This window comes from Curtobacterium subtropicum (assembly GCF_030362975.1).
GTDB classification, from domain to species: Bacteria; Actinomycetota; Actinomycetes; order Actinomycetales; family Microbacteriaceae; genus Curtobacterium; species Curtobacterium subtropicum.
In genome coordinates, this window is sequence record NZ_JAUCMM010000010.1 from 101,577 (window position 1) to 128,217 (window position 26,641).

36 protein-coding genes are annotated in these 26,641 nt (G+C 70.3%); 3 read left to right on the plus strand and 33 right to left on the minus strand.

Annotation, left to right across the window (positions count from 1 at the left end):
• Positions 1-122: 122 nt before the first annotated feature.
• Positions 123-869, minus strand: coding sequence for an MBL fold metallo-hydrolase (locus tag QUG98_RS13570; RefSeq protein ID WP_289471099.1), 747 nt, complete (start codon positions 867-869; stop codon positions 123-125).
• Positions 866-1,807, minus strand: coding sequence for a tRNA pseudouridine(38-40) synthase TruA (gene truA, locus QUG98_RS13575; RefSeq protein WP_289471100.1), 942 nt, complete (start codon positions 1,805-1,807; stop codon positions 866-868). The genes QUG98_RS13570 and truA overlap by 4 nt, the downstream gene beginning before the upstream one ends.
• Before the next feature lie 155 nt (positions 1,808-1,962).
• Here truA and QUG98_RS13580 point away from each other — a divergent pair, with 155 nt between their 5' ends.
• Both QUG98_RS13580 and QUG98_RS13585 read left to right on the plus strand, forming a co-directional pair.
• Positions 1,963-2,961, plus strand: a complete 999-nt coding sequence (locus QUG98_RS13580; protein WP_289471102.1) for an ATP-binding cassette domain-containing protein — start codon at positions 1,963-1,965, stop codon at positions 2,959-2,961.
• Positions 2,958-3,800 carry an ABC transporter permease gene (locus QUG98_RS13585; protein WP_289471104.1) on the plus strand — a complete coding sequence of 281 codons (843 nt, stop codon included), beginning with the start codon at positions 2,958-2,960 and terminating at the stop codon, positions 3,798-3,800. Before QUG98_RS13580 ends, QUG98_RS13585 begins: the two co-directional genes overlap by 4 nt.
• A 91-nt stretch (positions 3,801-3,891) precedes the next feature.
• Here the strand turns inward: QUG98_RS13585 and QUG98_RS13590 are convergent, their stop codons facing one another.
• From QUG98_RS13590 to infA, 8 genes are all read right to left on the minus strand, one after another.
• A complete protein-coding gene (locus QUG98_RS13590; protein WP_289471106.1) occupies positions 3,892-7,143 on the minus strand; it encodes an AfsR/SARP family transcriptional regulator in 3,252 nt (1,083 codons plus the stop codon).
• Positions 7,144-7,199: 56 nt separating this feature from the next.
• Entirely contained in the window at positions 7,200-8,312 is a 1,113-nt protein-coding gene (locus QUG98_RS13595) for an FUSC family protein (RefSeq protein WP_289471107.1), read from the minus strand.
• A 169-nt stretch (positions 8,313-8,481) separates the two neighbouring features.
• A complete protein-coding gene (rplQ, locus tag QUG98_RS13600; RefSeq protein WP_289471108.1) occupies positions 8,482-9,054 on the minus strand; it encodes a 50S ribosomal protein L17 in 573 nt (190 codons plus the stop codon).
• 66 nt (positions 9,055-9,120) lie between these two features.
• On the minus strand, positions 9,121-10,116 hold the full coding sequence (locus tag QUG98_RS13605) for a DNA-directed RNA polymerase subunit alpha (protein ID WP_058728275.1): 996 nt from the start codon (positions 10,114-10,116) through the stop codon (positions 9,121-9,123).
• Between the two features lie 205 nt (positions 10,117-10,321).
• Complete coding sequence (rpsK, locus tag QUG98_RS13610; protein ID WP_017885507.1) at positions 10,322-10,720, minus strand: 30S ribosomal protein S11; 399 nt, start codon at positions 10,718-10,720, stop codon at positions 10,322-10,324.
• Positions 10,721-10,729: 9 nt separating this feature from the next.
• Complete coding sequence (gene rpsM / locus QUG98_RS13615) at positions 10,730-11,104, minus strand: 30S ribosomal protein S13 (protein ID WP_058728274.1); 375 nt, start codon at positions 11,102-11,104, stop codon at positions 10,730-10,732.
• 148 nt (positions 11,105-11,252) lie between these two features.
• Entirely contained in the window at positions 11,253-11,369 is a 117-nt protein-coding gene (gene rpmJ / locus QUG98_RS13620; RefSeq protein ID WP_022903266.1) for a 50S ribosomal protein L36, read from the minus strand.
• A gap of 70 nt (positions 11,370-11,439) precedes the next feature.
• Positions 11,440-11,661 carry a translation initiation factor IF-1 gene (infA, locus tag QUG98_RS13625; protein ID WP_017885509.1) on the minus strand — a complete coding sequence of 74 codons (222 nt, stop codon included), beginning with the start codon at positions 11,659-11,661 and terminating at the stop codon, positions 11,440-11,442.
• A 297-nt stretch (positions 11,662-11,958) separates the two neighbouring features.
• Between infA and QUG98_RS13630 the strand changes: the two genes are divergently transcribed.
• Positions 11,959-13,236, plus strand: a complete 1,278-nt coding sequence (locus tag QUG98_RS13630; protein ID WP_289471109.1) for an LCP family protein — start codon at positions 11,959-11,961, stop codon at positions 13,234-13,236.
• 269 nt (positions 13,237-13,505) lie between these two features.
• Here the strand turns inward: QUG98_RS13630 and map are convergent, their stop codons facing one another.
• The 23 genes from map to rpsJ all read right to left on the minus strand — a co-directional run bounded on the left by map (position 13,506) and on the right by rpsJ (position 25,958).
• Positions 13,506-14,336, minus strand: a complete 831-nt coding sequence (map, locus tag QUG98_RS13635) for a type I methionyl aminopeptidase (protein WP_289471110.1) — start codon at positions 14,334-14,336, stop codon at positions 13,506-13,508.
• An 8-nt stretch (positions 14,337-14,344) separates the two neighbouring features.
• Positions 14,345-14,932 carry an adenylate kinase gene (locus tag QUG98_RS13640; protein ID WP_289471114.1) on the minus strand — a complete coding sequence of 196 codons (588 nt, stop codon included), beginning with the start codon at positions 14,930-14,932 and terminating at the stop codon, positions 14,345-14,347.
• A complete protein-coding gene (gene secY / locus QUG98_RS13645) occupies positions 14,932-16,254 on the minus strand; it encodes a preprotein translocase subunit SecY (RefSeq protein ID WP_111227404.1) in 1,323 nt (440 codons plus the stop codon). The genes QUG98_RS13640 and secY overlap by 1 nt, the downstream gene beginning before the upstream one ends.
• A gap of 146 nt (positions 16,255-16,400) precedes the next feature.
• On the minus strand, positions 16,401-16,865 hold the full coding sequence (rplO, locus tag QUG98_RS13650; RefSeq protein WP_058728270.1) for a 50S ribosomal protein L15: 465 nt from the start codon (positions 16,863-16,865) through the stop codon (positions 16,401-16,403).
• A complete protein-coding gene (rpmD, locus tag QUG98_RS13655; protein WP_031273241.1) occupies positions 16,862-17,047 on the minus strand; it encodes a 50S ribosomal protein L30 in 186 nt (61 codons plus the stop codon). Before rpmD ends, rplO begins: the two co-directional genes overlap by 4 nt.
• Positions 17,047-17,781, minus strand: coding sequence for a 30S ribosomal protein S5 (gene rpsE / locus QUG98_RS13660; RefSeq protein WP_058728283.1), 735 nt, complete (start codon positions 17,779-17,781; stop codon positions 17,047-17,049). Before rpsE ends, rpmD begins: the two co-directional genes overlap by 1 nt.
• A gap of 5 nt (positions 17,782-17,786) precedes the next feature.
• Positions 17,787-18,158 (minus strand): 50S ribosomal protein L18, encoded by a 372-nt coding sequence (gene rplR / locus QUG98_RS13665; RefSeq protein WP_058725386.1) that lies wholly within the window; start codon positions 18,156-18,158, stop codon positions 17,787-17,789.
• 2 nt (positions 18,159-18,160) lie between these two features.
• On the minus strand, positions 18,161-18,697 hold the full coding sequence (rplF, locus tag QUG98_RS13670) for a 50S ribosomal protein L6 (protein ID WP_058728269.1): 537 nt from the start codon (positions 18,695-18,697) through the stop codon (positions 18,161-18,163).
• Between the two features lie 6 nt (positions 18,698-18,703).
• On the minus strand, positions 18,704-19,102 hold the full coding sequence (rpsH, locus tag QUG98_RS13675) for a 30S ribosomal protein S8 (RefSeq protein ID WP_058725384.1): 399 nt from the start codon (positions 19,100-19,102) through the stop codon (positions 18,704-18,706).
• A gap of 180 nt (positions 19,103-19,282) precedes the next feature.
• The gene (rplE, locus tag QUG98_RS13680; protein ID WP_126890952.1) at positions 19,283-19,873 is read right to left on the minus strand and encodes a 50S ribosomal protein L5; all 591 of its coding nucleotides are present in this window, start codon (positions 19,871-19,873) and stop codon (positions 19,283-19,285) included.
• Positions 19,873-20,232, minus strand: a complete 360-nt coding sequence (rplX, locus tag QUG98_RS13685; RefSeq protein ID WP_126890951.1) for a 50S ribosomal protein L24 — start codon at positions 20,230-20,232, stop codon at positions 19,873-19,875. The genes rplE and rplX overlap by 1 nt, the downstream gene beginning before the upstream one ends.
• A 3-nt stretch (positions 20,233-20,235) precedes the next feature.
• Complete coding sequence (gene rplN / locus QUG98_RS13690; RefSeq protein ID WP_017885523.1) at positions 20,236-20,604, minus strand: 50S ribosomal protein L14; 369 nt, start codon at positions 20,602-20,604, stop codon at positions 20,236-20,238.
• 31 nt (positions 20,605-20,635) lie between these two features.
• Complete coding sequence (gene rpsQ, locus QUG98_RS13695) at positions 20,636-20,920, minus strand: 30S ribosomal protein S17 (protein WP_058728266.1); 285 nt, start codon at positions 20,918-20,920, stop codon at positions 20,636-20,638.
• On the minus strand, positions 20,920-21,237 hold the full coding sequence (gene rpmC, locus QUG98_RS13700) for a 50S ribosomal protein L29 (protein ID WP_058728265.1): 318 nt from the start codon (positions 21,235-21,237) through the stop codon (positions 20,920-20,922). The genes rpsQ and rpmC overlap by 1 nt, the downstream gene beginning before the upstream one ends.
• Entirely contained in the window at positions 21,237-21,656 is a 420-nt protein-coding gene (gene rplP, locus QUG98_RS13705; protein WP_022906346.1) for a 50S ribosomal protein L16, read from the minus strand. The genes rpmC and rplP overlap by 1 nt, the downstream gene beginning before the upstream one ends.
• Positions 21,657-21,658: 2 nt before the next feature.
• Positions 21,659-22,456 (minus strand): 30S ribosomal protein S3, encoded by a 798-nt coding sequence (rpsC, locus tag QUG98_RS13710; RefSeq protein ID WP_022903280.1) that lies wholly within the window; start codon positions 22,454-22,456, stop codon positions 21,659-21,661.
• Positions 22,456-22,848: a 50S ribosomal protein L22 gene (rplV, locus tag QUG98_RS13715; RefSeq protein WP_035809257.1), complete on the minus strand. Its 393-nt coding sequence runs from the start codon at positions 22,846-22,848 to the stop codon at positions 22,456-22,458. Before rplV ends, rpsC begins: the two co-directional genes overlap by 1 nt.
• Positions 22,849-22,873: 25 nt before the next feature.
• Complete coding sequence (gene rpsS / locus QUG98_RS13720; RefSeq protein WP_017885529.1) at positions 22,874-23,155, minus strand: 30S ribosomal protein S19; 282 nt, start codon at positions 23,153-23,155, stop codon at positions 22,874-22,876.
• An 11-nt stretch (positions 23,156-23,166) separates the two neighbouring features.
• Complete coding sequence (gene rplB, locus QUG98_RS13725) at positions 23,167-24,006, minus strand: 50S ribosomal protein L2 (protein ID WP_022903282.1); 840 nt, start codon at positions 24,004-24,006, stop codon at positions 23,167-23,169.
• 18 nt (positions 24,007-24,024) lie between these two features.
• Complete coding sequence (rplW, locus tag QUG98_RS13730) at positions 24,025-24,324, minus strand: 50S ribosomal protein L23 (protein ID WP_022903283.1); 300 nt, start codon at positions 24,322-24,324, stop codon at positions 24,025-24,027.
• Entirely contained in the window at positions 24,321-24,980 is a 660-nt protein-coding gene (gene rplD, locus QUG98_RS13735) for a 50S ribosomal protein L4 (protein WP_058728263.1), read from the minus strand. The genes rplW and rplD overlap by 4 nt, the downstream gene beginning before the upstream one ends.
• Positions 24,981-24,982: 2 nt before the next feature.
• Complete coding sequence (gene rplC / locus QUG98_RS13740) at positions 24,983-25,636, minus strand: 50S ribosomal protein L3 (protein WP_022903285.1); 654 nt, start codon at positions 25,634-25,636, stop codon at positions 24,983-24,985.
• 13 nt (positions 25,637-25,649) lie between these two features.
• Positions 25,650-25,958: a 30S ribosomal protein S10 gene (rpsJ, locus tag QUG98_RS13745; protein ID WP_022903286.1), complete on the minus strand. Its 309-nt coding sequence runs from the start codon at positions 25,956-25,958 to the stop codon at positions 25,650-25,652.
• Positions 25,959-26,641: the final 683 nt, after the last annotated feature.

Genomic DNA, 26,641 nt, shown 5'->3' on the forward strand with positions numbered 1-26,641 from the left:
ACCTCGTCACGCTAGCCACCTGCGGGGTCGCACAGGTTTCCGGCAGGTGAACGATGCGGTCCACCCCCGTCCGGGGTGCGGGCCGGGCACGTCGACACGCAGCCGCCGGGGCCCCGGCGGGGTCAGCCGGCGACCGGTACCCACCCGCTGCCGACGCGGTGCACGGCCGGTCCGTGCCCCGGCAGCACGATCTCGGGGATCGGCAGTGCCCGCGCGGACTCGAGGGCCGTCGCCTGGTCGGCGGTGAAGAACGGCGTGATCATCCTCGGGCGCGGCTGCCACGACCCGGGCAGGGTGTCGTGGTGCGAGACCACCGCGTCGCCGGTGACGATGGCGTTCGCAGCCGGCAGCAGGTACGCGGTCGAGCCGGCTGTGTGCCCGACGGCGGGGAACGGTGTCATCGCACGCCCCGCGAAGTCCTGCGCGGTGAAGGCCCGGGCACCGGGGACGGTCACCGGACGCAGGGCGTCGGAGCCGATGGCGCGCGCCAGCCATCGCAGGGTCCGGGGCGCGGCGAGCCGGCCGCCGATCTCTGCCGGCCGGACCTGCTGCCGCTGGGGACCGCGGACGTTGTCGAGCTCGTCGGCGTGCGCGAGGACCTGCACGTGCGGGTACCGCTCGAGGATCCCCGGGATGCCGCCGACGTGGTCGACGTGCCCGTGCGTGACGTAGATGCGCCGCAGGTCGCCGAGGTCGTGGCCGGCCCAGCGCACGGTGTCCAGGACGAGGTCGCTGTCCGCCGGGTAGCCGGCGTCGACCAGCGCGACACCGTCCTCCTCGGCGAGCACCACCCAGTTCGACACCGGCCCCTCGACGAACACGACCCCGGGTGCGACGGAGACGACGGACCGGGGCCTGCGGGAGCTCATCCCCCGACGGTACCGGCGTCCGGCTCGTCGTCCGTCCGGCGCGCACGGGTCTGCGCGGCCCGGGCCGCCAGCTCGTCGTCCCCCGGGTACCCGACCTCGGTGAGGGTCAGTCCGACCGCGGGTGCGACCTTGAACGCGCTCGTGCGCTGCTGCGCGACCCGCAGCTCCTCGAGGCGGTCCGGGCCGAAGCGGCCCTCGCCGACGGCGATGGTCGCCCCGACCATCGCCCGCACCATCGAGTGGCAGAACGCGTCGGCCTGGAGGCGCGCCACCAGCACGCCGTCCGGCTCACGGTCCCAGCGGAACTCCTGCAGCGTCCGGATCGTGGTCGCGCCCTCGCGCGGCTTGCAGAACGTCGCGAAGTCGTGCAGCCCGAGCAGCGTCAGCGCACCGCGCTCCATCGCCGCCGGGTCCAGACGCGACGGGTGCCAGAGCGTGTGCCCCCGCCGACGGGGGTCCCGCGGGGCGTCGGCGTCCGCCACCCGGTACTCGTAGCGCCGCCAGAGCGGGGAGAACCGGGCGTCGAACCCGTCCGGCGCGACCGACGCCCGCGTCACGACGACGTCCCCTGTCGCCCCAGCGAGCCCGTTGACCCGCTTGACGAGTCCGTCGAGCGAGGTCCGCGGGGGCCCGTCCGGCGACGACCGCCGCGGCCGCGTGAGTGCGCCCCACTGCTCGGGCGTGAGGTCGAGGTGGGCGACCTGCCCGGTGGCGTGCACCCCGGCGTCGGTCCGCCCGGCGACCGTGAGCAGCGGCGGCTCGCCCCAGCGGGTGAACACCGTCGCGAGCGCCGACTCGAGCGCACCCTGCACGGTCCGCAACCCGGGCTGCCGGGCCCAGCCGGAGAACGCCGCGCCGTCGTACGCGATGTCCAGCCGCAGCCGCACCCCGTCCGTGCCCGCAGCACCCGATCCGTCCGTCGCGTCCGTCCCGTCCACGGGAGCGAGCGTACCGGGGCCGGGTCCAGCCTCCCGGCCGACCCCGCGCCCCGACCGGCGCCGACCGCCGGTGTCAGCGCGTGTCAGTGCCGCGTCAGTGGCGCGTGAGCGCCCGGCGGCACCATCGACACCGACATCGACGAAAGGACCTCCCGATGACCACCACACCCCTCGCGGTCGAGGCCACCGGCCTCGTGAAGACCTTCGGGTCGAACCGCGCCGTGGACGGCGTCGACCTCCGGGTCGAGGCCGGGACCGTCTACGGCGTGCTCGGCCCGAACGGTGCCGGCAAGACGACCACCATCTCGATGCTCGCGACCCTGCTCGTGCCGGACGGCGGCGAAGCCCGCGTCTTCGGGCACGACGTCCGCCGGGAGCCGCAGACCGTCCGGTCCCTGATCGGGGTGACCGGGCAGTACGCGAGCGTCGACGAGACGCTCAGCGCCACCGAGAACCTCGTCATCTTCGCGCGGCTGCTCGGGCTGTCCCGCGGCGACGCGAAGCGCAAGGCACGCGAGCTGCTCGAGCGCTTCGGGCTGACCGAGGCCGCGTCCCGCCCGCTCAAGGCGTTCTCCGGCGGCATGCGGCGCCGCCTCGACCTGGCGGCGAGCCTCATCGCGCAGCCGCCGCTGATCTTCCTCGACGAGCCCACCACCGGGCTCGACCCGCGCACCCGTGCGCAGATGTGGGACACGATCCGCGAGCTCGTCGCGACCGGGTCGACCGTCCTGCTCACGACGCAGTACCTCGACGAGGCCGACCAGCTCGCCGACCGCATCGCGGTCATCGACCACGGCCGCGTGGTCGCCGAGGGCACCGCCGACGACCTGAAGTCCTCGGTGGGGACCGCCTCGCTGCAGCTCCGCCTGGCGGACCCGGAGCCGGGCGCGCTCGCGACCGCGGCCGGACTCGTCGAGCGGGTGCTCGGCACCCCGCCGGTCGTCAGCCCGGAGGGCGCGCGGCTCACCGCTCCGATGACCGCCCCGGACCGCGTCACCGACCTGCTCGTCTCGTTCCGCGACGCGGGGGTCTCCCTCGCCGAGATGAGCGTGCAGAAGCCGACCCTCGACGAGGTCTTCCTCACCATCACCGGTGCGCCGGCCGACGCCGACACCGCCACGACCGACCGCGCGCTCGAAGGGAGCCTCGCATGACCGCCACCACCCTCACCCCGACCACCACGCCGTCGTCGGCACCGCGCGTCACCCCGCGACCCGGGGTCGGCGGCACCGGTCTCGCGGCCACGGTCCGCCAGTCGTTCACGATGGCGTACCGCGGGCTGGTCAAGATCCGGCGGACGCCCGAGCAGCTGTTCGACGTCACGCTCATGCCGATCGTCTTCACCGTGATGTTCACGTACATCTTCGGCGGCGCGATCTCCGGCGACGTCGGCAGCTACCTGCCCGTCATCATCCCCGGCATCCTCGTCCAGACGGCGATCACCTCGTCGGTCGTCACGGGCGTCCAGCTCCGCGAGGACATGGACAAGGGCGTGTTCGACCGCTTCCGGTCGCTCCCCATCGCCCGCATCGCCCCGCTCGCTGGAGCCCTGCTCGCCGACACCGTCCGCTACGCGATCGCGACGACGATCACCTTCGTGGTCGGCATCGTCATGGGGCTGCGTCCCGCCGGTGGCCTCGGTGCCGTGCTGCTCGCGGCGCTGCTCGTCATCGTGGTGGCGTGGGCGATCAGCTGGGTCTTCGCGTACTTCGGTGTCATCGCCCGCACCGCCTCGAGCGTCTCCGGCATCGCCAACCTGGTGCTGTTCCCGCTGACCTTCCTGTCGAACGCGTTCGTGCCGACGGACACGCTGCCGAGCTGGCTGCGCTGGTTCACCGAGGTCAACCCGGTCTCGCACCTCATCACGGCGGTGCGCGACCTGGTGAACCACGGGACGGTCGGCGGCGACCTCTGGCTCAGCCTGCTCGGTGCCGCGGTCGTGGTGGCGGTCTTCGCGCCGCTGACCGTCCGTGCCTACATGCGGAAGGCCTGACGGCCCGCGGGCCCGGCCGGCGCCTCCGCCCCGGGGCGGGACTCGGCCGCGCCCGCGGTGCGCGAGCCCGGCCGAGGTCCCCGTGCCCGGCTCAGGCGGGCAGGCGCGCGTCCTCGAGCACGGCCCGTACCCAGGAGACGGCCGCGGTCCGGTCCCTGCCGGCCGCGGCCGTCTCGGCGTCGGCGAGCGCCTGCTCCCCCACGACCTCGGCGAGCAGCGGTCGGAGCCGGTCGTGGGAGAGGACCGCGAAGTCCTGCCGAGACCCGACCAGGGTGAGCGTGCCCCAGCACGCGGCCGCCGCGTCCGGACGTCCGGTGCGGGCGTAGGCGATGGCGAGTCCGGCGAGCGCCGTGCCGATGACCGGTACGTCCCGGCGGACCTGCCGCAGGCGCAGCTGCACGAGCGTGCCGACCCGCACCCGACGTGCGACCGCCAGTTCCGCCGCGGGCAGCGACGCGTGCGTCGACTCCGCCCCGACCGCGGCGGCCGGCAGGCTCGTGCTCGCGTCCTCGACCCGACGCACCGCCGCCTCGTCCACCGCCGCGATCCGTGCGGCCCCCGCCATGAGCGCCCAGTGCGCCGCGGCACCGCGCCCCGGCTGCACGACGTCCCAGGCCTCGGTGTACCCGGCCGCCGCGGCTTCGAGGTCGCCCTCCCAGCGCGCGCACTCGGCGCTGATGGCGACCGCCAGGACCGCGATGAGCCCGCGGTCGTCGAAGCCCCCGCGTCCGCCCGCCGGCCGGTGGCGCAGGTCCGCGGCGATCGACCGGGCACGCTCGACATCGCCGGTCGCCGCGGAGGCCAGGCCCACCGTCCAGCCGATCTCGTACAGGTCGTCGTCGGCGCCGAAGCGCTCCAGGTGCTCGCGCGCGGTGACCGCCTCGGCGAGGGCCTCGCGGTACCGCCCCGACTGCGCGAGCAGCTGGGTGAGCGTGACCGCGACGGTACCGGTGGTCCACGCTTCGCCCGTCGCCTCCGCCAGCGCCTTCGCCCGGCGCGCGTACCGCAGGGCCGCGACGGGCTCGCCGGCGTTCTCGGCCAGCGGCGCGCTCATCATCGTGCCGAGGCAGGCCACGGCGGGCTCCGGGTCCTCGCGGAGGCGCGCGAGCTCGGCGAAGCCCTGCTCGGGTCGCGCGACCGAGAGCAGGAGCGACGCGAGCGCGTCGACGACCGGGTCACCGGCACGGCCGGACGCGTGCAGGGTGCGCAGGCCCGTGATCGCCCGCGCCGTCGTGCGCAGGTCCGAGAACGCCGACGTGGCGCCGGCCATCACGAGCCCGACGACCGCGGCGGTCCGGTCCTGCGGCTGCGGCGGGCACGACCGGAGCGCGGTGACCACGTCGGGTGCCGTCGCGACCACCTCGCGGTGCAGCCCGCGCAGCGTCCAGTACCCACCGAGCGCGGCGAAGACGTGCGTGACCGTCGGGACGTCGTCGGCACGGAGCGCCCAGCGGAGCAGGGTGACGAGGGTGTCGGCCTCGCGCCGGACCTCCGTGAAGGCGACGAGCTGCGCCGGCCCCCGCAGCGCGAACAGGTTGCGCGCCGCCGACAGCTCCCGACCCCACGCGGTCATCGCGGTGCGGACGGCCTCGGTGGTGCCCCGCTCGGCCAGCCGTGCGGCACCGAACTCGCGCACGGTCTCGAGCAGCCGGTACCGGACCGGCTCGCCCTCGGCCTCGACGAGCTGCACGAGCGACTGCTCGACGAGCTCCGCCAGGTCGTCGAGCGCGTCCCACCGCCGTCCGGGCTCCGCGACCGACTCGACGGCGTCGACCGCGACCCCGTCCGGGAACAGCGCCAACCGGGTCAGCAGGTCCTGGGCACCCTCGTCGAGGAGCCGCCAGCTCCACTCGATCACCGCGAGCAGCGTCCGGTGCCGTTCCGGTGCGCTGCGGTCGCCGCCGCGCAGCAGGGCGAAGCGGTCGTCCAGGCGTCGTTCGACCTCGTCGACGGCCATCCCGCGGATGCGGGCGGCGGCCAGCTCGATGGCGAGCGGCGACCCGTCGAGCCGGGTGCAGATCCGGCGGACGGCGTCGACCGGCAGCACGGCACCGGGTCGGGCGGCTCGGGCGCGCTCGGTGAACAGGCGGACCGCGGCCCCGTCGGCCTCGACCGGCAGCGGACCGAGGGGCGCGACGACCTCGCCCGCGATCGCGAGGGGCGCCCGGGAGGTCGTGAGCACCCGGAGTCCGGGCACGGCGGCGAGCAGGTCGGCCGTGCAGCGGGCCACGGCCTGGAGCAGGTGCTCGCAGTTGTCGAGCACGAGCACGGTCGGACCGTCGTCGAGGGTGCGGACCACCCGGGCCCACAGGTCGGTGACGACCGCGTCCTGGAGCATGCGGGCCGTCCGGACCTCGGCGATCCCGAGCAGCGCGCCGAGGGCCGGGAGCAGGTCCTCGCCGTCGCCGATCGGTGCGAGCTCGCAGACGACGACACCCGTGGTCGGCGGCAGCTGGGCGGCGACGGCCTGCGCGAGCCGGGTCTTGCCGAGCCCGCCCGTACCGAGCACGGTGACCAGGCGGTGCTCGTCGAGCAGCGCGGCGACGTGGGCGACGTCGTCCCCACGGCCGACGAGCTCGTTCGGCGCGGCCCGGAGACCGGTGCGCCGGACGGGGTGGTCCTCCACGGCCGCCGACCGTCGGAGGAGTTCCGCGTTCAGCCGGACGAGCTCCGCGGACGGGTCGGCCCCGAGGCCGTCCGCCAGGCGTTCCCGGTGCGCCGCGAACACCGCGAGTGCCTCGGCCGTCCGCCCGCCCGCATCGAGGGCGCGCATCGCACCGGCGGCGGCGGTGTCGTCGAACGGTGCGGCCTCGACCTCGGCGAGCCAGGTGGCAGCGGCGGCCGCCGGGTCCCCGTCCGCGAGCTGCAGGGTCGCCAGCCGCCGACGCAGGGCGTGCTCGGCCGCCGCGGCACGGTCCGACAGAGCGGTGCCGAGGTCGCCGTCGACGTCGCCGCCCGGCGTCCCCCGCCACCGGTCGAGCGCGGCGCGGACCGCCTCGGCGTCGACGTCGGTCTCGTGCACGGTCTGCTCGACAGCCACCAGGTCGATGCCGGCCGGATCGCCGCCGAGGGCGTACCCGGTGCTGGTCGACACGACGAGCCCGTCCGCCGTCGTCCGGCGCAGTCGGGACACCAGGGTCTGCAGGGCCGCGCGTGCACCCCTCGGCCGGTCCTCGCCCCAGAGCTCGTCGATCAGCGTGTCCGCGCCCAGCGTGTGCCCGTGCGCGAGCACCAGTGCCGTCAGGAACGACCGGGCCAGGGCCCCGGGGACCGCCAGCGGGGCACCGTCCGGCCCCGCGACCGTCACCGGTCCGAGGACGGCGACACGGGACGCGACGGGCACCCTCGGATCCTACTGACGGCCGGCGCCGGACCGCGACGGCGGTGCGGTCCGCGGCATCACCCGCGTCGGCCGGACGGACCGGTCTCCGTGTCCACGTCGGCGGTCGCCCGCTTCTCGGACTCGAGCACACCGCGCAGCGCCACGATCGCACTCGAGGTCACCGTCACCTGCGACGGGTCGGCGTCGCTGGCGTCGAGCGCCCGCTCGAGGTCGGCGATCGCCTCGTCCGCCCCGTCCTCGGCGCAGTCACCGCGGACCACGCAGGCGACCCGACGGAGCGCGGCGGCGAACGGCTCGGCGAACGCCGGGTCCGGGCGGCCGAGGTTCTCCGCCACCGGTCCGGAGCGTGCGACGAGCTCCGTGAGGTCGGTCGTGTACCAGGCGACGCGCTCGAGCGCCCGGAAGCGCGCGCCGTCCGTCTGCAGCCGTGCCCGCGACCCGCGGAGCACACTGCGCGGGTTCATCCGCCGGGCCTCCTGCGCCGTCGAGACACGGTCCCGCACGTCGGCGATCGCCTTGTCCAGCCGCTCCTGCTGGCGGTCCCAGGCCCCGGTGTCCGGCTCACCGTCGACGAGCACGTCCGCCAGGTCTTCCAGCTGCTGGGCGAGCACGCCGTTCACCTGGTCGATGCGTCGCTCCGCGTCCCAGAAGTGCAGCGGCGGGACGACGGCGAAGTTCACCGCGAGCCCGATCGCGATCCCGATGCCCATCTGCACGACGTAGGCGAACGAGTAGCCCTCCGCGTTGCCGCCACCGACGAGCAGCACGAAGAGCGCCGCCATCGGCACCCACGAGTAGCCCTCGCCGAGGATCCGGAACCCGGACACGAGCACCCCGAGCCCCACCACGAGCGCGACGGCGATGACGCCGGGATCACCCACGAGCATCGTGAAGCCGGCGATCAGGATCCCGAGCGTGATGCCGACGAGCGTCTGGACGCCGGCGCGGATCCCCGCGAAGACCGTTGTGCGCATCGCGACGATCGCCCCGAGGGGCGCGTAGTACGGGTAGTCCGCGGCGACACCCGGAGCATACTTCGCCAACGTCCATGCGATCACGGCGGCCAGCGCCGCCTTGCCGGCGAGCAACAGTCGCGGCTGGGTCCCGGAGTCGCGACTCCACCGCCACAGACGGCGCCCGGCACCGGTGATCCGCTCTGCTCTCGCCATGTCGCGATCACCGTACGGCGGTGACGCTGGGAGGGGACGCGGGTTCGTGTCGGACGGGAGGCCCGTGGCGGCGCCGCCCCGCGCCTCCCGTCCGACGACGAAGGACACCGCGGGGACGACGGAACCCCCGCGACGAGCGTCGCGGGGGTTCCGTGTGGTGGTGCTGGGCCTACTTGGCGTCGTCCGACTTGGCCTCGGCGTCCGCCTCGACCTCGGCGGCAGCCGGGGTCTCGGTCTCGGCCTCGACCGGAGCGGACTCCTCGGTCGTCTCCGTGGACTCGACCGGGGTCTCCTCGGCGTTGGTCTCCTCGGCCGGGGTCTCCTCGGCCGGAGCGGCAGCGGCCGGGGCCGCGGAGCGCTTCACCGGGGCCGGCGTGCTGGACACCGGCTCGAGGACGAGCTCGATCGAGGCGAGCGGCGCGTTGTCACCCTTGCGGAAGCCGAGCTTCGTGATGCGGGTGTAGCCGCCCTGACGGTCCTCGACCTGCGGGGCGATCTCCGTGAACAGCGTGTGCACGACGGACTTGTCACGCAGCTGCGCGATGACCCGACGACGAGCGTGCAGGTCGCCACGCTTCGCGAACGTGATGAGACGCTCGGCGACGGGACGGAGGCGCTTGGCCTTCGTCTCGGTGGTCGTGATGCGACCGTGCGTGAAGAGGGCGTTGGCGAGGTTGCTCAGGAGCAGGCGCTCGTGGGCGGGGCCGCCACCGAGGCGGGGGCCCTTGGTGGGCTTCGGCATGTCAGTTCTCCAGTGGTGATGGTGGTGCGCACCGACTCATCGGCGCGCGTGCGCGTCAGCGCGAGGTCAGTTGTTGGACTCGTCCTCGTCGTACCCGCTGTAGAAGTGGGCGCCGTCGAATCCGGGGACGGTGTCCTTGAGGGACAGGCCGAGCTCGGTGAGCTTGTCCTTGACCTCGTCCACCGACTTCTGACCGAAGTTGCGGATGTTCATGAGCTGCGTCTCCGAGAGGGCGACGAGCTCGGACACCGTGTTGATGCCCTCCCGCTTGAGGCAGTTGTAGCTGCGGACCGACAGGTCCAGGTCCTCGATCGGGGTCTGCAGCTCGTTCGAGAGCACCGCGTCGACCGGCGCGGGGCCGATCTCGATGCCCTCGGCCGCCGTGTTCAGCTCGCGGGCGAGACCGAACAGCTCGACCAGCGTGCGACCGGCAGACGCGATGGCGTCGCGCGGCGAGATCGCCGGCTTCGACTCGACGTCCACGACCAGGCGGTCGAAGTCCGTGCGCTCACCGGCACGCGTCGCCTCGACGCGGTAGGTGACCTTGAGGACCGGCGAGTAGATCGAGTCGATCGGGATCTGACCGGCCTCGCTGAACTCCGAACGGTTCTGCGTCGCCGAGACGTAGCCACGGCCACGCTCGATCGTCAGCTCGAGCTCGAAGCGCGCGGTGTCGTTCAGGGTCGCGATGACGAGGTCCGGGTTGTGGATCTCGACACCGGCCGGGGCGGAGATGTCCGCCGCGGTGACCTGGCCGGCACCCTGCTTGCGCAGGTACGCGGTGATCGGCTCGTCGTGCTCGCTGGACACGACGAGGCTCTTGATGTTGAGGATGATCTCGGTGACGTCTTCCTTGACACCGGGGACGGTGCTGAACTCGTGGAGGACGCCGTCGATGCGGATGCTGGTGACAGCCGCACCGGGGATCGAGGAGAGGAGCGTGCGGCGCAGCGAGTTGCCGAGGGTGTAACCGAAGCCCGGCTCGAGCGGCTCGATGACGAAGCGCGAGCGGTACTCGGAGATCGACTCCTCGGTCAGGGTGGGGCGCTGTGCAATGAGCACTGTGGGATTCCTTTCGGCGGAGTGTCCGCTATATGACACTCGGCGGTACGACGGGGCCGACCGGGCCCCGACGGGTCTGTTGAGTTGTGATCACGCGCACCGAGGGGCCGGGAGGGCCCGACGTGCGCGATCGAACGACCAGGAATGGCCGGCCCCGCTCGCCCCGGTCAGGGGACGAGCGGGGAACGGCCGGTTGCTCCTCGCGTCAGACGCGGCGACGCTTCGGCGGGCGGCAGCCGTTGTGCGCCTGCGGGGTGACGTCGTTGATCGAACCGACCTCGAGGCCGGCGGCCTGGAGCGAGCGGATCGCGGTCTCGCGGCCCGAGCCCGGACCCTTGACGAAGACGTCGACCTTCTTGACGCCGTGCTCCTGCGCCTGACGCGCAGCGGACTCGGCGGCGAGCTGCGCCGCGAACGGCGTCGACTTGCGCGAACCCTTGAAGCCCACGGCACCCGAGGACGCCCAGCTGAGGACGGCACCCGACGGGTCGGTGATGCTGACGATGGTGTTGTTGAACGTGCTCTTGATGTGGGCCTGGCCCACGGCGACGTTCTTCTTCTCCTTGCGACGCGGCTTGCGCGCGGCAGTCTTGGGGGTAGCCATGATGATCTCCTATCGGGCCTTCTTCTTGCCTGCCACGGTGCGCTTCGGTCCCTTGCGGGTACGCGCGTTGGTCTTGGTGCGCTGACCACGCACCGGGAGACCACGACGGTGGCGGAGACCCTCGTAGCTACCGATCTCGACCTTGCGGCGGATGTCGGCGGCGACCTCGCGGCGGAGGTCACCCTCCACCTTGAAGTTGCCCTCGATGAAGTCACGGAGGGCGACGAGCTGGTCGTCGGTCAGGTCCTTGACGCGGATGTCACCGGAGATACCGGTCTCGGCGAGTGCCTGGACCGCGCGGGTACGGCCGACGCCGTAGATGTACGTGAGTGCGATCTCCACGCGCTTCTCGCGCGGGATGTCGACGCCTGCTAGACGTGCCATGTGCTGGCTGCTCCTGTTTTCGGTGGAGGTGTGGCGCAGTACCGGTGCCCGGGCCTCCGCCCCGAGGTGTCCCCCCGCCGGCGACCGAGGTCGGGGCGGGGTTCTGGTACTGCGTGTTCAGTGTTGAGTTGTGGGTCCTGCTGGGAGCTCAGCCCTGGCGCTGCTTGTGGCGCGGGTTGCTCTTGCAGATCACCATGACGCGGCCCTTGCGGCGGATGACACGGCAGTGCTCGCAGATGGGCTTGACGCTGGGGTTGACCTTCATGATTGCTTCCTGTTGCTCGCTGGCTTCGTGCCCGACGGGTTCGCCGAGCCGTTCCTTTCCAGCTCGCGGATCACTTGTAGCGGTAGACGATCCGGCCGCGGGTCAGGTCGTACGGGCTCAGCTCCACGATCACGCGGTCCTCGGGGAGGATGCGGATGTAGTGCTGGCGCATCTTCCCGGAGATGTGCGCGAGGACCTTGTGTCCGTTGGTCAGCTCAACGCGGAACATCGCGTTGGGCAGAGCTTCGAGCACCGAGCCCTCGATCTCGATGACGCCGTCTTTCTTGGCCATAGCCTCACTGTCGCTTGGTTGGATTACCGGTGTGATCCCCGAGCCGGTCTGCGGGTCGGGCGCCACGCCGAAGGGCATGACACACCAAAGATCAATCGTATGGGATCAGGCGCAGATTGCCAAGTGCTGGCCGGTCCCGCCCCGGCGGAGGTCCCTCCGTCTGGGGCTGTCGGGGACCCGGCTGAACGGTCCAGAGTGGATCCTCGGTCGCTTCCCGGCTGCGCACCGGGCCCACCGCCGTAGCCTGGCGGTCGCTGACCGCCCGGTAGCTGCGCCGGAGAACCGATCGGAGACCACGTGCCTGATGCACCCCGCCGCCCCCTCGCCCGCCACGGCCGGCTGCCGCGCCGTCGCGGATGGGGGACGCTCCTGGGGTTCGTCGCCGCCGCGGTCGCCGTCGTCCTGGTGAGCGGGACCAGCGTCGCCGCCATCGCCGGCGCGCAGCTCGCCAGCGCCCCACACACGGTCGAGCTCAGCACCGACGACCAGAACACCGCGAAGACCGCCGACATCACCGCGATGCAGGGCGGGGCGAACATCCTGCTCCTGGGCAGCGACACCCGCGTGGGTCAGTTCGACTCCGACGAGAACGTCGAGGGCGCCCGGAACGACGTCACGATCCTCGTGCACATCTCCCAGGACCACCAGCAGCTCACCGCGGTCAGCTTCCCCCGCGACCTGAAGGTCCCGATCCCGGCGTGCACGAACCCGGAGACGGGCACCTCGTACCCGGCGGCGAGCAGCGAGCTCATCAACGAGTCGCTCGGGCACGGCGGGATCTCCTGCGCGGTGGACACGGTGGAGAACCTGACCGGGCTCACCATCCCCTACGCCGGCCTCATCACGTTCGACGGCGTCATCGAGATGTCGAACGCGCTGGGCGGCGTCGACGTCTGCGTCGCCAAGCCCATCGACGACTCGTACACGGGCCTGCAGCTCGCCGCCGGGCAGCACACGCTCGAGGGGCAGGACGCGCTGGCGTTCCTGCGCAGCCGGCACGGCGTCGGCGACGGCAGCGACCTCGCCCGCATCAGCTCGCAGCAGGTGTTCCTGTCGGCACTGCTCCGGAAGGTCACGTCGGACGGCACCCTGTCGAACCCGGTCACCCTGTACAAGCTGGCCGGGGCCGCGCTGTCGAACATGACGCTGTCGGACGGCCTGGCGCAGACCCGGACCCTGGTCGGGCTCGCCTCCACGCTCCGGGGCATGAGCACCTCGGACATGCTGTTCGTGCAGTACCCGGTCGTCGACGACCCGTCCGACACGGCACACGTGCTCGTCGACGAGGCAGCCGCCCACGAGCTCAACGTCGTGCTGCAGCAGGACCGCAAGACCTCGCTCAGCGACTCGACCACGGGTCGGGCGTCCGAGGAGTCGCCGACCGCCGGCAGCACACCGGGGAGCGATGCGTCGCCGAGCCAGGCGCCGGCTGCCGGTGGAGCCGCTCCGGGCAGTACCGCGTCGGGCGCCCCGTCGGCTGCCGCCGGCTCCGCGGGGACGCCGTCGGCGACGCCGCTGCCCTCGAGCATCTCGGGGCAGTCCGCGTCCGAGCAGACCTGCACCGTCGGCAACTGAGCCCGGCGAGGGCGACCGTCCGCGCGACGCGAGTGCACGATCGGGTCGTCCTGCACCGTGTCACTGCCGGGCGACGTCGGGTCCGGTGCCGGACCGCAGAGCCGTGTCGGCCGTGGGCGTCCGCACGTCGGGGCGGGCGCCGACGGTCGGAGGTGGGGCGATCCTCCCGGCCGGACGGACGACGCACCCGCGCACGCGCGCACGGGCGACGGGTCCGCACGGGTCCTCACGGGCACGCCCGGACCGCACGACCGGCGGGGCTGGCGGTCCTACGGGACGGGGACCGGCGTGACGCCGAGCGGGACGAGACCGGAGGCACCGCCGTCGGAGGCGGTGAGCACCCAGATGCCGTCCGCGTGCACGGCGACCGAGTGCTCCCAGTGCGCCGCGTCGGAACCGTCGAGGGTGCGGATGGTCCACTCGTCGTCGTCCGTCGAGCTGTCGATCGTCCCGGCGGTGACCATCGGCTCGATCGCGACGACCAGCCCGGGCTTCACCGCCGGACCGCCACCGCGGACGCGGTGGTTGAACACGGGCGGGTCCTCGTGCATGGACCGACCGATCCCGTGTCCCGTGAAGTCCTCGACGATGCCCCAGGCACCCGTCTCGTCGATGGCGTCCTCGATCACCGCGCCGACCTCGTTGAGGGAGCGGGCGTGCGCGAGCGCGGCGATGCCGTGCCAGAGCGCGCGCTCCGTGGTGTCGCAGAGCGTCTGACGGGCCGTCGTCAGCGTGGCGTCGCCCCCGGGGAGCACCGTCGTGAACGCGCTGTCGCCGTTCCACCCGTCGACCTCGGCACCGGCGTCCACCGAGACGATGTCGCCCGGCGCGAGCACGCGGTCACCGGGGATCCCGTGCACGATCTCGTCGTTCACCGAGACGCACAGCGTGTGCCGGTACCCCGGCACGAGCTGGAAGTTCGGCACGCCGCCGCCGTCGCGGATCGTCCGCTCGGCGATCGCGTCGAGCTCGCCCGTCGTGATCCCGGGACGGACCGCGGCGCGGACCGCGGTGAGCGCCGCCTCCGTGAGCAGCCCGGGACGGACCATCGCGCGGAGTTCCTCCGGCGACTTGTAGATCGAGGGCTTCCGGCGCCGCACGAGCGGGATCAGACGCCCGCGGTGAGGCCGCGCGACGACAGCGCCGCCTGGATGCGGTCGCCGACCTCGTCGATGCCGCCGAGCCCGTCGACGTCGACCACGAGGCCGCGGTCGGCGTAGGCGGCCACGATCGGGGCCGTCTGCTCCGAGTAGACCTCCTGGCGACGACGGATCGTCTCCTCGTTGTCGTCGCTGCGGCCCTGCTCCTCGGCGCGCTTGAGGAGCCGTGCAACGAGTGCGTCCTGGTCGGCGACCAGCTGCACGACGGCGTCGATCGCGGTGCCCTGCTCGGCGAGCAGCGCATCGAGGTACTCGACCTGACCGACCGTCCGGGGGTAGCCGTCCAGCAGGAAGCCCTGCGCGGCATCGGACTCGGCGAGGCGCGACTTGACGAGTTCGTTCGTCAGCTCGTCGGGCACGTAGTTGCCCGCGTCCATGATCGCCTTCGCCTGCACACCGAGCGGAGTGCCCTCGGAGACGTTCTTGCGGAAGATGTCACCCGTCGAGATCGCCGGGACGCCGAAGCCTTCAGCGATGCGGCCGGCCTGGGTGCCCTTCCCGGCTCCGGGAGGTCCGACGATGATGAGACGTGCGATCAACGGAGAAGCCCTTCGTAGTGACGTTGCTGCAGCTGCGAGTCGATCTGCTTCACGGTCTCGAGACCGACACCCACGATGATGAGGATGCTCGCGCCGCCGAACGGGAAGTTCTGGTTCGCGCCGAACAGCGCCAGTGCTGCCAGCGGGATGAGCGCGATGAGACCGAGGTAGAGCGAGCCGGGCAACGTCACCCGGGTCAGGACGTAGTCGAGGTACTCGGCCGTCGGACGACCGGCCCGGATGCCCGGGATGAAGCCGCCGTACTTCTTCATGTTGTCGGCGACCTCTTCGGGGTTGAAGGTGATCGCGACGTAGAAGTACGTGAAGCCGACGATGAGCAGGAAGTACAGGACCATGTAGAACCAGTTGTCACCCGAGGTCAGGTTGTTCTGGATCCAGGTCACCCACGCCGCCGGCTCGGAGCCGTCAGAGGGCTGGTTGAACTGCGCGACCAGGGCCGGCAGGTACAGCAGCGACGAGGCGAAGATGACGGGCACGACGCCGGCCATGTTCACCTTGATCGGGATGTAGGTGTTGTTGCCGCCGTAGGTGCGTCGACCGACCATGCGCTTGGCGTACTGGACGGGGATGCGGCGCTGCGACTGCTCGACGAAGACGACGGCCATCATGATGACCAGGCCGACCAGGATGACGAACAGGAAGAGCTCGAAGGACTGCGACTGCTCGATCGCCCAGAGCGCCGAGGGGAACTGCGCCGCGATCGAGGTGAAGATGAGCAGCGACATGCCGTTGCCGATGCCGCGCTCGGTGACGAGCTCGCCCATCCACATGATGAGGCCGGTACCGGCGGTCAGCGTGACGACCATGAGCATGATCGCGTACCAGCTGTCGTTCGAGATGATCGACGAGCAGGAGGCGGAGGCGTTCGTGCCGAAGAGGGCGCCGGAGCGGGCGACCGTGATCAGCGTGGTCGACTGCAGGACACCGAGCGCGATGGTGAGGTAGCGCGTGTACTGCGTCAGCTTGGCCTGGCCGGACTGGCCCTCCTTGTAGAGGGCGTCGAAGTGCGGGATGACCACGCGCAGGAGCTGCACGATGATCGACGACGTGATGTACGGCATGATGCCGAGCGCGAAGACCGAGAGCTTCAGCAGCGCGCCACCGGAGAAGAGGTTGATCAGGTCGTAGAGGCCACCGGAGGACGACGCGCTGGCGAGACAGCTCTGCACGGCGGCGTAGTCGACGAACGGCGCGGGGATGTACGACCCGAGACGGAACAGCGCGATGATCGCGAGGGTGAAGCCGATCTTCTTGCGAAGATCTGGGGTGCGCATGATGCGCGCGACCGCTCTGAACACGAGGACTCCGAACTTCTGGGACCGGCGACCCGATCGGGGTCATCACGGTGTCGATCGGCAGCGCCGACCTGGCCGACGGACGTCGACCACTGTCAAGGAAACCGTAACGGCGGCCCGTGCGCAAACGCACGGGCCGCCGACGGGGGTTACTGGGAGACGGTTCCGCCAGCAGCCACGATCTTCTCGGCGGCGGACGCCGAGACCTTGTCGACCGAGACCGTGAGCTTCACGCTGATGTCACCCTGACCGAGAACCTTGACCTTCTCGTTCTTGCGGACGGCGCCCTTGGCGACCAGGTCCGCAACGGTGACGTCGCCACCGTTCGGGTAGAGCTCCGCGATCTTGTCCAGGTTCACGACCTGGTACTCGACGCGGAACGGGTTCTTGAACCCGCGGAGCTTCGGGGTGCGCATGTGCAGCGGCATCTGCCCACCCTCGAAACCGACCTTGACCTGGTACCGAGCCTTCTGACCCTTGGTACCGCGGCCCGCGGTCTTGCCCTTCGAGCCCTCACCGCGACCCACGCGGGTGCGGTCCTTCTTGGCGCCCGCAGCGGGGCGGAGGTGGTGCAGCTTCAGCACCTGCACGCGCTCGTTCTTCTCGTCGCTCATGCGTCGACCTCCTCGACCTTCACGAGGTGCGCCACCGTCGCGATGTACCCGCGGTTCTGGGCGTTGTCCTCACGCAGGACCGTACGGCCGATGCGCTTGAGGCCCAGGCTGCGCAGGGTGTCGCGCTGGTACTGCTTCTCGCTGATAACGGACTTCGTCTGCGTGATCTTCAGCATCGCCATCACGCACCTGCCTTCTCGGTCGCGGCACGCAGGGCCGCAGCCTCGGCGTGGAGCAGACGAGCCGGGACGACCCGGTCGACGTCGAGGCCACGACGGCTCGCGACGGCGCGGGGCTCCTCGAGCTGCTGCAGCGCCTCGACGGTCGCGTGCACGATGTTGATGGTGTTCGACGAGCCGAGCGACTTGCTCAGGACGTCGTGGATGCCGGCGCACTCGAGCACGGCGCGGACCGGACCACCGGCGATGACACCGGTACCGGCAGCGGCCGGGCGGAGCAGGACGACACCGGCAGCGGCCTCACCCTGCACCGGGTGCGGGATGGTGTTGCCGACGCGCGGGACGCGGAAGAAGTTCTTCTTCGCCTCCTCGACGCCCTTCGAGATCGCGGTCGGGACTTCCTTCGCCTTGCCGTAGCCGACACCGACGAGGCCGTTGCCGTCACCCACGACGACGAGCGCCGTGAAGCTGAAGCGACGACCACCCTTGACGACCTTCGACACGCGGTTGATGGTCACCACGCGCTCGAGGAACTGGCTGTCGCCACCGCGGTTGTTGCGGTCACGACCCTGCTGACGGTCACGGCCACCGCCACGACGGCCGCGCTGGTCGGCGTTGTCGCGGTTGTTCGACGCGGAGCCCGCGGCGGTCTCGACCGGACGCTCGGCGACGGCAGCGGCTTCCGCTTCCTTGCCGGTCGTGGCCTTGGTCTCGGCCGCTTCGTTGTTGTTCGCGATGTCGCTCACAGGTTCAGCCCTCCTTCACGGGCACCATCGGCGATCGCGGCGACGCGACCGGCGTACTTGCTACCACCGCGGTCGAAGACCACGGCCTCGACGCCGGCGGCCTTCGCACGCTCGGCGAGGAGCTCGCCGACGCGACGGGCCTTGGCCGTCTTGTCGCCGTCGAACGAACGGAGGTCGGCCTCCATCGTCGACGCGCTGGCCAGGGTGTGGCCCTTCGCGTCGTCGATGACCTGGACGAACACGTGACGCGACGACCGGGTGACAGCGAGACGCGGACGCGCCTCGGTGCCGGTGATCTTCTTGCGGAGACGGTTGTGACGGCGCGCCTTGGCGGCCGACTTGCTCTTTCCTCGGATACCGAGAGCCATGATCACTTACCTGACTTTCCGGCCTTGCGGCGCACGACCTCGCCTGCGTAGCGGACACCCTTGCCCTTGTAGGGCTCGGGCTTGCGCAGCTTGCGGATGTTGGCAGCCACCTCGCCGACGGCCTGCTTGTCGATGCCCGACACGGTGAGCTTGTTGTTGCCCTCGACGGCGAAGCTGATGCCCGCCGGCGGCTCGACCGTGATGGGGTGGGAGTAGCCGAGCGCGAACTCGACGTTGCTGCCCTTGGCCTGCACGCGGTAACCGGTGCCGACGACCTCGAGGCCCTTGGAGTAGCCCTGGGTCACGCCGACGATGTTGTTCGCGATGAGGGTGCGGGTCAGGCCGTGCAGGGCACGGGACTCACGCTCGTCGTCCGGGCGGGTGACGAGGACCTGGTTCTCCTCGACCTTGGCCTGGATGGGCTCGGCGACGGTGAGCGCGAGCTCACCCTTCGGGCCCTTGACCGCAACGGTCTGGCCGTCGACGGAGACGGTCACGCCGGCGGGGATGTCGATGGGAAGACGTCCGATACGAGACATTGTCGGTCACCACACGTAGGCGAGGACTTCCCCACCCACGCCCTTCTGCTCGGCTTCACGGTCGGTGAGCAGTCCCGACGAGGTCGAGAGGATCGCCACGCCGAGGCCACCGAGGACCTGGGGGATCTCCGTCGACTTCGCGTAGACCCGGAGACCGGGCTTCGAGACGCGCTTGATGCCGGCGATCGAACGCTCGCGCTCGGGGCCGTACTTGAGGTCGATCGTCAGGGTCTGCCCGACGCGGGCGTCCTCGATCTTCCACTCGCTGATGTAACCCTCGCGCTTGAGGATCTCGGCGATGTTCTTCTTCAGCTTGGAGCTGGGCAGCGAGACGGCGTCGTGGTGCGCCGAGTTCGCGTTCCGCAATCTGGTCAGCATGTCTGCGACCGGATCGGTCATCGTCATGATGGTCGTCCATTCTTCGCCTGGTTTCGACACCCGTTCCACGAATGCCGACCTGAGCGATCGGGGTGGTCTCCGAGCGGTTCCCGGAGACCTGGAGGTCGTCAGCTGACGCCGACGACCGGTGTTCGTGCGTGCGGGCCGGAGGACGTACATCCTCCGGCCCGCAGCGCCCGGACTATCTTAGACCGTCTGGTCGGCCGAACGGAACGGGAAGCCGAGCTGGCGGAGCAGCGCGCGGCCCTCGTCGTCCGTCTTCGCGGTGGTCACGACGGTGATGTCGAAGCCACGCACGCGGTCGATGCGGTCCTGGTCGATCTCGTGGAACATCGACTGCTCCGTGAGACCGAACGTGTAGTTGCCGTTCCCGTCGAACTGCTTGTCGCTGAGACCGCGGAAGTCGCGGATGCGGGGCAGTGCGAGGGTGACGAGGCGGTCGATGAACTCCCACGCGCGGTCACCGCGGAGGGTGACGTGCGCGCCGATGGCCTGGCCCTCACGCAGCTTGAACTGCGCGATGGACTTGCGGGCCTTCGTCACGACCGGCTTCTGACCGGTGATCGCGGTGAGGTCCTTGACGGCCCCGTCGATCACCTTCGAGTCACGAGCGGCCTCACCGACACCGGTGTTCACGACGACCTTGACCAGGCCGGGGACCTGGTTGACGTTCGCGTACCCGAACTGCTCGGTGAGGGCAGTCTTGATCTCGTTCTTGTACTTCTGCTTGAGGCGCGGCTCGACCTTGGTCTCCGGCGCGGCAGTCGTGTCGGTCATCAGAGCTTCTCACCCGACTTCTTGGCGTAGCGGACGCGGACGGTCTTCTTCACGCCGTCCTTCTCCACCTCTTCGGTACGGAAGCCGACGCGGGTCGGCTTCTTGGTCTTCGGGTCGACGATGGCGACGTTCGACACGTGGATCGGAGCCTCGTGCTGCTCGATGCCACCGGTCTTCGACCCGCGCTGCGTCTGGCCGACGCGGACGTGCTTCGTGACGAAGTTCACGCCCTCGACGACGACGCGGTTCTTGTCCTTGAGGACCTCGATGACCTTGCCCTGCTTGCCACGGTCGCCGCCACGCTCCTGCTTGGCGCCCGTGATGACCTGGACGAGGTCACCCTTCTTGATGTTCGCCATGGCTTACAGCACCTCCGGCGCGAGCGAGATGATCTTCATGAACTTCTTGTCACGGAGCTCACGACCGACCGGACCGAAGATGCGCGTACCGCGCGGGTCGCCGTCGGCCTTGAGGATCACTGCCGCGTTCTCGTCGAACTTGATGTAGGAGCCGTCCTGACGACGGGTCTCCTTCTTGGTGCGAACGATGACCGCCTTGACGACGTCACCCTTCTTCACGTTGCCGCCGGGGATGGCGTCCTTCACCGTGGCGACGATGACGTCACCGAGACCGGCGTAGCGACGACCCGAGCCACCGAGCACGCGGATGGTCAAGATCTCCTTGGCACCCGTGTTGTCGGCGACCTTCAGGCGGGATTCCTGCTGAATCACTGCTGTCTCCTATTCCGAAGCAGGCCGGGGCCTACTTGGCCTTCTCGAGGATCTCGACCAGGCGCCAGCGCTTGGAGGCGCTGAGGGGACGGGTCTCGCTGATCACGACGAGGTCGCCGACACCCGCGGTGCCGAGCTCGTCGTGGGCCTTCACCTTGGACGTGCGACGGATGATCTTGCCGTAGAGCGCGTGCTTCACGCGGTCCTCGACCTCGACCACGATGGTCTTGTCCATCTTGTCGCTCGTCACGTAGCCGCGACGCGTCTTGCGGTAGCCGCGGGTCGAGGCGGCGGAGTTCTTCTCTTCGTTCGCCATCAGTTCTCCTCGGCGGTAGCGGCCTCGGTCGACTCGGCCGGCTTGTCAGCCTTCTTCGTCTTCTTGGCCTTGGTGGCGGTCTCGACGGGCGCGGGAGTGGCACGGATGCCGAGCTCGCGCTCGCGGAGGACGGTGTAGATGCGTGCGATGTCGCGCTTGACGGCACGGAGACGACCGTGGCTCTCCAGCTGGCCGGTGGCCGACTGGAAGCGGAGGTTGAAGAGTTCCTCCTTGGCCTTCTTCAGCTCGTCAGCGAGACGCTCGTTCTCGAACGTGTCGAGCTCCGTGGGACGGAGCTCCTTGGAACCGATCGCCATTACGCGTCGCCCTCCTCGCGCTTGATGATGCGTGCCTTGAGGGGCAGCTTGTGGATTGCACGGGTCAGCGCCTCGCGGGCGATGTCCTCGTTGACGCCGGAGAGCTCGAAGAGCACACGACCCGGCTTGACGTTGGCGACCCACCACTCGGGCGAGCCCTTACCGGAACCCATGCGGGTCTCAGCCGGCTTCTTGGTCAGCGGACGGTCCGGGTAGATGTTGATCCACACCTTGCCGCCACGCTTGATGTGACGCGTCATGGCGATACGAGCGGACTCGATCTGACGGTTGGTCACGTACGCCGGGGTGAGGGCCTGGATGCCGTAGTCGCCGAAGCTGACCTTGGTACCACCGGTGGCCTGACCCGAACGCTTCGGGTGGTGCTGCTTGCGGTGCTTGACTCGACGGGGAATAAGCATGGTTACGCCTCAACTCCTGCGCCGGCCGGCGCGTCCTGCGGGGCCTGCTGCTGACGGCCGCCACGGTCGCCGCCACGACGGTCGCCGCGCTCGCCACGCGGGCCGCCACGACGCTCCGGGCGCGACGAACGCTGGTTCGCCTGCTCGCGAGCGAGCTCCTTGTTCGTGATGTCGCCCTTGTAGATCCAGACCTTCACGCCGATGCGACCGAAGGTGGTGCGCGCCTCGTAGAAGCCGTAGTCGATGTTCGCGCGGAGCGTGTGCAGGGGCACGCGGCCCTCGCGGTAGAACTCCGAGCGCGACATCTCGGCGCCGCCGAGACGACCTGACACCTGGATGCGGACACCCTTGGCGCCGGCGCGCTGAGCACCCTGCAGGCCCTTGCGCATGGCGCGACGGAACGCGACACGAGCGGAGAGCTGCTCGGCGATGCCCTGCGCGACGAGCTGGGCCTCGGTCTCGGGGTTCTTGACCTCGAGGATGTTGAGCTGGATCTGCTTCTTGGTGAGCTTCTCCAGCTCGCCACGGACGCGCTCCGCCTCGGCACCGCGGCGACCGATGACGATGCCCGGACGCGCGGTGTGGATGTCCACGCGGACGCGGTCACGGGTGCGCTCGAGCTCGATGCGGGCGACGCCGGCGCGGTCGAGGGTCTTCTTCAGGTACTCGCGCACCTTGATGTCCTCGGCCACGTAGTCGGCGTAGCGCTGACCGGCCTTCGTGCTGTCGGTGAACCAGTGCGAGACGTGGTCCGTCGTGATCCCGAGACGGAAGCCGTACGGGTTGACCTTCTGGCCCATTACTTGCTCGCCTTCTTGCTCGTCGCGGCGACCTCGGCCTCGTCCGGCGTCGCGAGGACGACCGTGATGTGGCTGGTGCGCTTGTTGATGCGGAAGGCCCGGCCCTGGGCACGCGGCTGGAACCGCTTCAGGGTCGTGCCCTCGTCGACGAAGACGCGGCTCACGTAGAGGTCGCGCTCGTCGAGGAAGCTGTTCGTCGAGTCCGCCTTGACACGTGCGTTCGCGATCGCCGAGGCGACCAGCTTGTACACGGGCTCCGAAGCGCCCTGGGGGGCGAACTTCAGGATGGCGAGGGCCTCGTGGGCCTGCTTGCCGCGGATCAGCTCGATGACGCGACGGGCCTTCTGAGGCGTGACGCGGATGTGTCGCACGCGTGCGATCGACTCCACCATTTCGTTCCTCCTCTTCGTCCCCGCGTTAGCGGCGACGGCCCTTCTTGTCGTCCTTCACGTGACCACGGAAGGTGCGGGTCGGCGCGAACTCGCCGAGCTTGTGACCGACCATCGACTCGGTGACGAACACCGGGATGTGCTTGCGGCCGTCGTGCACGGCGATCGTGTGCCCGAGCATGTTCGGGACGATCATCGAGCGACGCGACCAGGTGCGGATCACGTTCTTGGTGTTGGCCTCGTTCTGCGTGACGACCTTGCGGAGCAGGTGCTCGTCGACGAAGGGGCCCTTCTTCAGACTGCGTGGCATCTTCTGAACTCCTACTTGCGCTTCTTGCCGGCGTTACGGCGACGGACGATGAGCTTGTCGCTCGGCTTGTTCGGCTTGCGCGTGCGACCCTCGGCCTGGCCCCAGGGGCTGACCGGGTGACGACCACCGGACGTCTTGCCCTCACCACCACCGTGCGGGTGGTCGACCGGGTTCATCGCGACACCACGCACGGTCGGGCGGACGCCCTTCCAGCGCATGCGGCCGGCCTTGCCCCAGTTGATGTTGGACTGCTCGGCGTTGCCGACCTCGCCGATGGTGGCGCGGCAGCGGGCGTCGACGTTGCGGACCTCGCCCGACGGCAGACGGAGCTGCGCGTAGGGGCCGTCCTTGGCGACGAGGCGGACCGAGGCACCGGCCGAACGCGCCATCTTCGCGCCGCCACCGGGGCGGAGCTCGATGGCGTGGATGACCGTACCCACGGGGATGTTGCGCAGCGGCAGGTTGTTGCCGGGCTTGATGTCGGCGCCCGGGCCCTGCTCGACGACGTCGCCCTGCTTCAGCTTGTTCGGCGCGATGATGTAGCGCTTCGTGCCGTCGACGTAGTGCAGGAGCGCGATGCGCGCGGTGCGGTTCGGGTCGTACTCGATGTGTGCGACCTTGGCGTCCACGCCGTCCTTGTCGTGACGACGGAAGTCGATCACGCGGTACTGGCGCTTGTGGCCACCACCGATGTGGCGCGTGGTGATGCGGCCCGAGCTGTTGCGGCCACCGGTCTTCGGCAGCGGACGAAGCAGCGACTTCTCCGGCGTCGAACGGGTGATCTCAGCGAAGTCGGCGACCGACGAGCCGCGACGACCGGGGGTCGTCGGCTTGTAGTTACGAATAGCCATGATTTATCCCTCTGGTCCTCAGCCGACAGCCGTGAAGATGTCGATCGAACCGGACTTGAGCGTCACGATGGCGCGCTTGGTGTCCTTGCGCTTGCCCATGCCGAAGCGCGTGCGACGGGTCTTGCCCGGACGGTTCAGCGTGTTGATGCTGGCGACCTTGACGTCGAAGATCTTCTCGATGGCGAGCTTGATCTCGGTCTTGTTCGAACGGGGGTCCACGATGAACGTGTACTTGCCCTGGTCGATCAGGCCGTAGCTCTTCTCCGAGACGACCGGCGAGATGATGATGTCGCGCGGGTCCTTGTTGAAGCCGCTCATGCGGAGATCTCCTTCGCGGTCTTCGACGCGATGAAGGCGTCGAGTGCGCTCTTGCTGAAGACGAGGGCGTCGGACTTGAGCACGTCGTAGGCGTTGAGCTGGCCGTACGAGAGCGCGTGGACACCCGGCAGGTTGCGGACCGACTTGAGCGTGAGCTCGTCGTCCGACTCGAGCACGACGAGCACGTTCTTGACGGGCGCGACCTTCTCGATGAGCGTGCGAGCGGTCTTGGTCGACGGCACCTCGGCCGGGACGAAGGACTCGACGGCGGCGATGCGGCCACCGCGGGCGCGGTCCGAGAGCGAGCCGAGCAGCGCCGCGGCGATCATCTTCTTCGGGGTGCGCTGCGAGTAGTCGCGCGGGGTCGGTCCGTGGACGACGCCACCGCCGGTGTGCTCCGGAGCGCGGACCGAACCCTGACGGGAGCGGCCGGTGCCCTTCTGCTTGAACGGCTTGCGACCAGCACCGCGGACCTCGCCGCGGTTCTTGGTCTTGTGGGTGCCCTGACGCGCGGCGGCGAGCTGCGCGGTGACGACCTGGTGGATCAGCGGGACGTTCGTCTCGACGTCGAAGAGCTCGGCGGGCAGCTCGATGCTGCCGGCGACGGCTCCGGTCGCGTCGAGGACGTCGATCGTGGTTGCGGTCTCGGTGGCCATGATCACTTACCCTTCACGGCGGTGCGGACGAAGACGGAGCGACCGCGAGCACCGGGGACGGCGCCCTTGACGAGCAGCAGACCCTTCTCGGCGTCGACGGCGTGCACCGTGAGGTTGAGGACGGTCACGCGCTCGCCACCCATGCGACCAGCCATGCGCATGCCCTTGAAGACGCGCGACGGGGTCGACGAAGCACCGATCGAACCGGGCTTGCGGTGGTTGCGGTGGGCACCGTGCGAAGCGGACACACCGGCGAAGCCGTGGCGCTTCATGACACCGGCGAAGCCCTTGCCCTTCGACGTCCCGACGACGTCGACCTTCTGGCCGGCCTCGAAGGTGTCGACGGTGAGCTCCTGGCCGAGCGTGTACTCGGCGGAGTCGTTGGTGCGGATCTCGGTGAGGGTGCGACGCGGGGTCACACCAGCAGCCTCGAAGTGGCCGGCAGCCGGCTTGTTCACCTTGCGCGGGTCGATGGCGCCGGCGGCGATCTGGATCGCCTCGTAGCCGTCGCGCTCGACGTTGCGGATCTGGGTGACCACGTTCGGGCCGACCTCGATCACGGTGACGGGGATGAACTTGTTGTTCTCGTCCCACACCTGGGTCATCCCGAGCTTCTTGCCGAGGAGGCCCTTGACGGTCTTGGTTGAGTTCGCCATTGGTCAGTCCCCCTTACAGCTTGATCTCGATGTTGACGTCGGCCGGGAGGTCGAGTCGCATGAGCGAGTCGACGGCCTTCGGCGTCGGGTCGACGATGTCGATGACCCGCTTGTGCGTGCGCTTCTCGAAGTGCTCGCGCGAGTCCTTGTACTTGTGGGGCGAACGGATCACGGTGACCACGTTCTTCTCGGTGGGGAGCGGCACCGGGCCGACCACGGTCGCACCGGCACGGGTCACCGTGTCGACGATCTTCCGGGCCGACGTGTCGATGACCTCGTGGTCGTACGACTTGAGCCGGATGCGGATCTTCTGTCCCGCCATGTGTCTCTCTGTCCTCTCTGCGCCGCGCACCCTCGGGCCGCCTGACGCCGCCGTCACCGTGCATTCCTGCAGGGCTTGGCTGTTTTCCTGAACCAACCGGCCGCATCCTCGGGGGATGACCGCTGTTCTCCTGTCAACCGCGCAGGGCGACCGTGGCCGTCCAGCGTGGGCATGTCGCTTCCCCGCACTCCGGACACAGCTGCGCCCGAGGTGGTGGTGGGGATTCGATCGTGTTCTGCTGCCTGCGGCCCAACCCAGCTCCGCTGGACGGAGGGGTTGTGCACTGCCAGAGCAGTGATCCTGCGCGCGCGAACGCCCGCGGAATTCGGAACCGGACAAGTCTCCCATAGGCACGGCATCCGTGCAACCCGGGCGTGTCGCGGGATCAGGGCTGCTCCGGTGCGGCGTCCTGCCCCGGAACGACGCGGCTGTCGTCGGTCTGGAGGCTCGTCCCGCCCCGGGCGCGTCGCGCGCCTTCCCGGGGTGGCCGGCACCTCCCCCGCGCGGCCTCCGTCGGTCCCGGGCCCCGGGCGGGCACGACGCGCCGCTCGGTGTCCACCGAGCGGGCGGGACCGGTCGGGTCAGGGTGCCGAGCGTGACGGATGTCGCCCGCTCGGCGGGGTCCGGCGAGCCGCCCGGAACGGGTCGTGGGGGGGGGGGGGCGCCGCCCCGGGCCCCCCGGG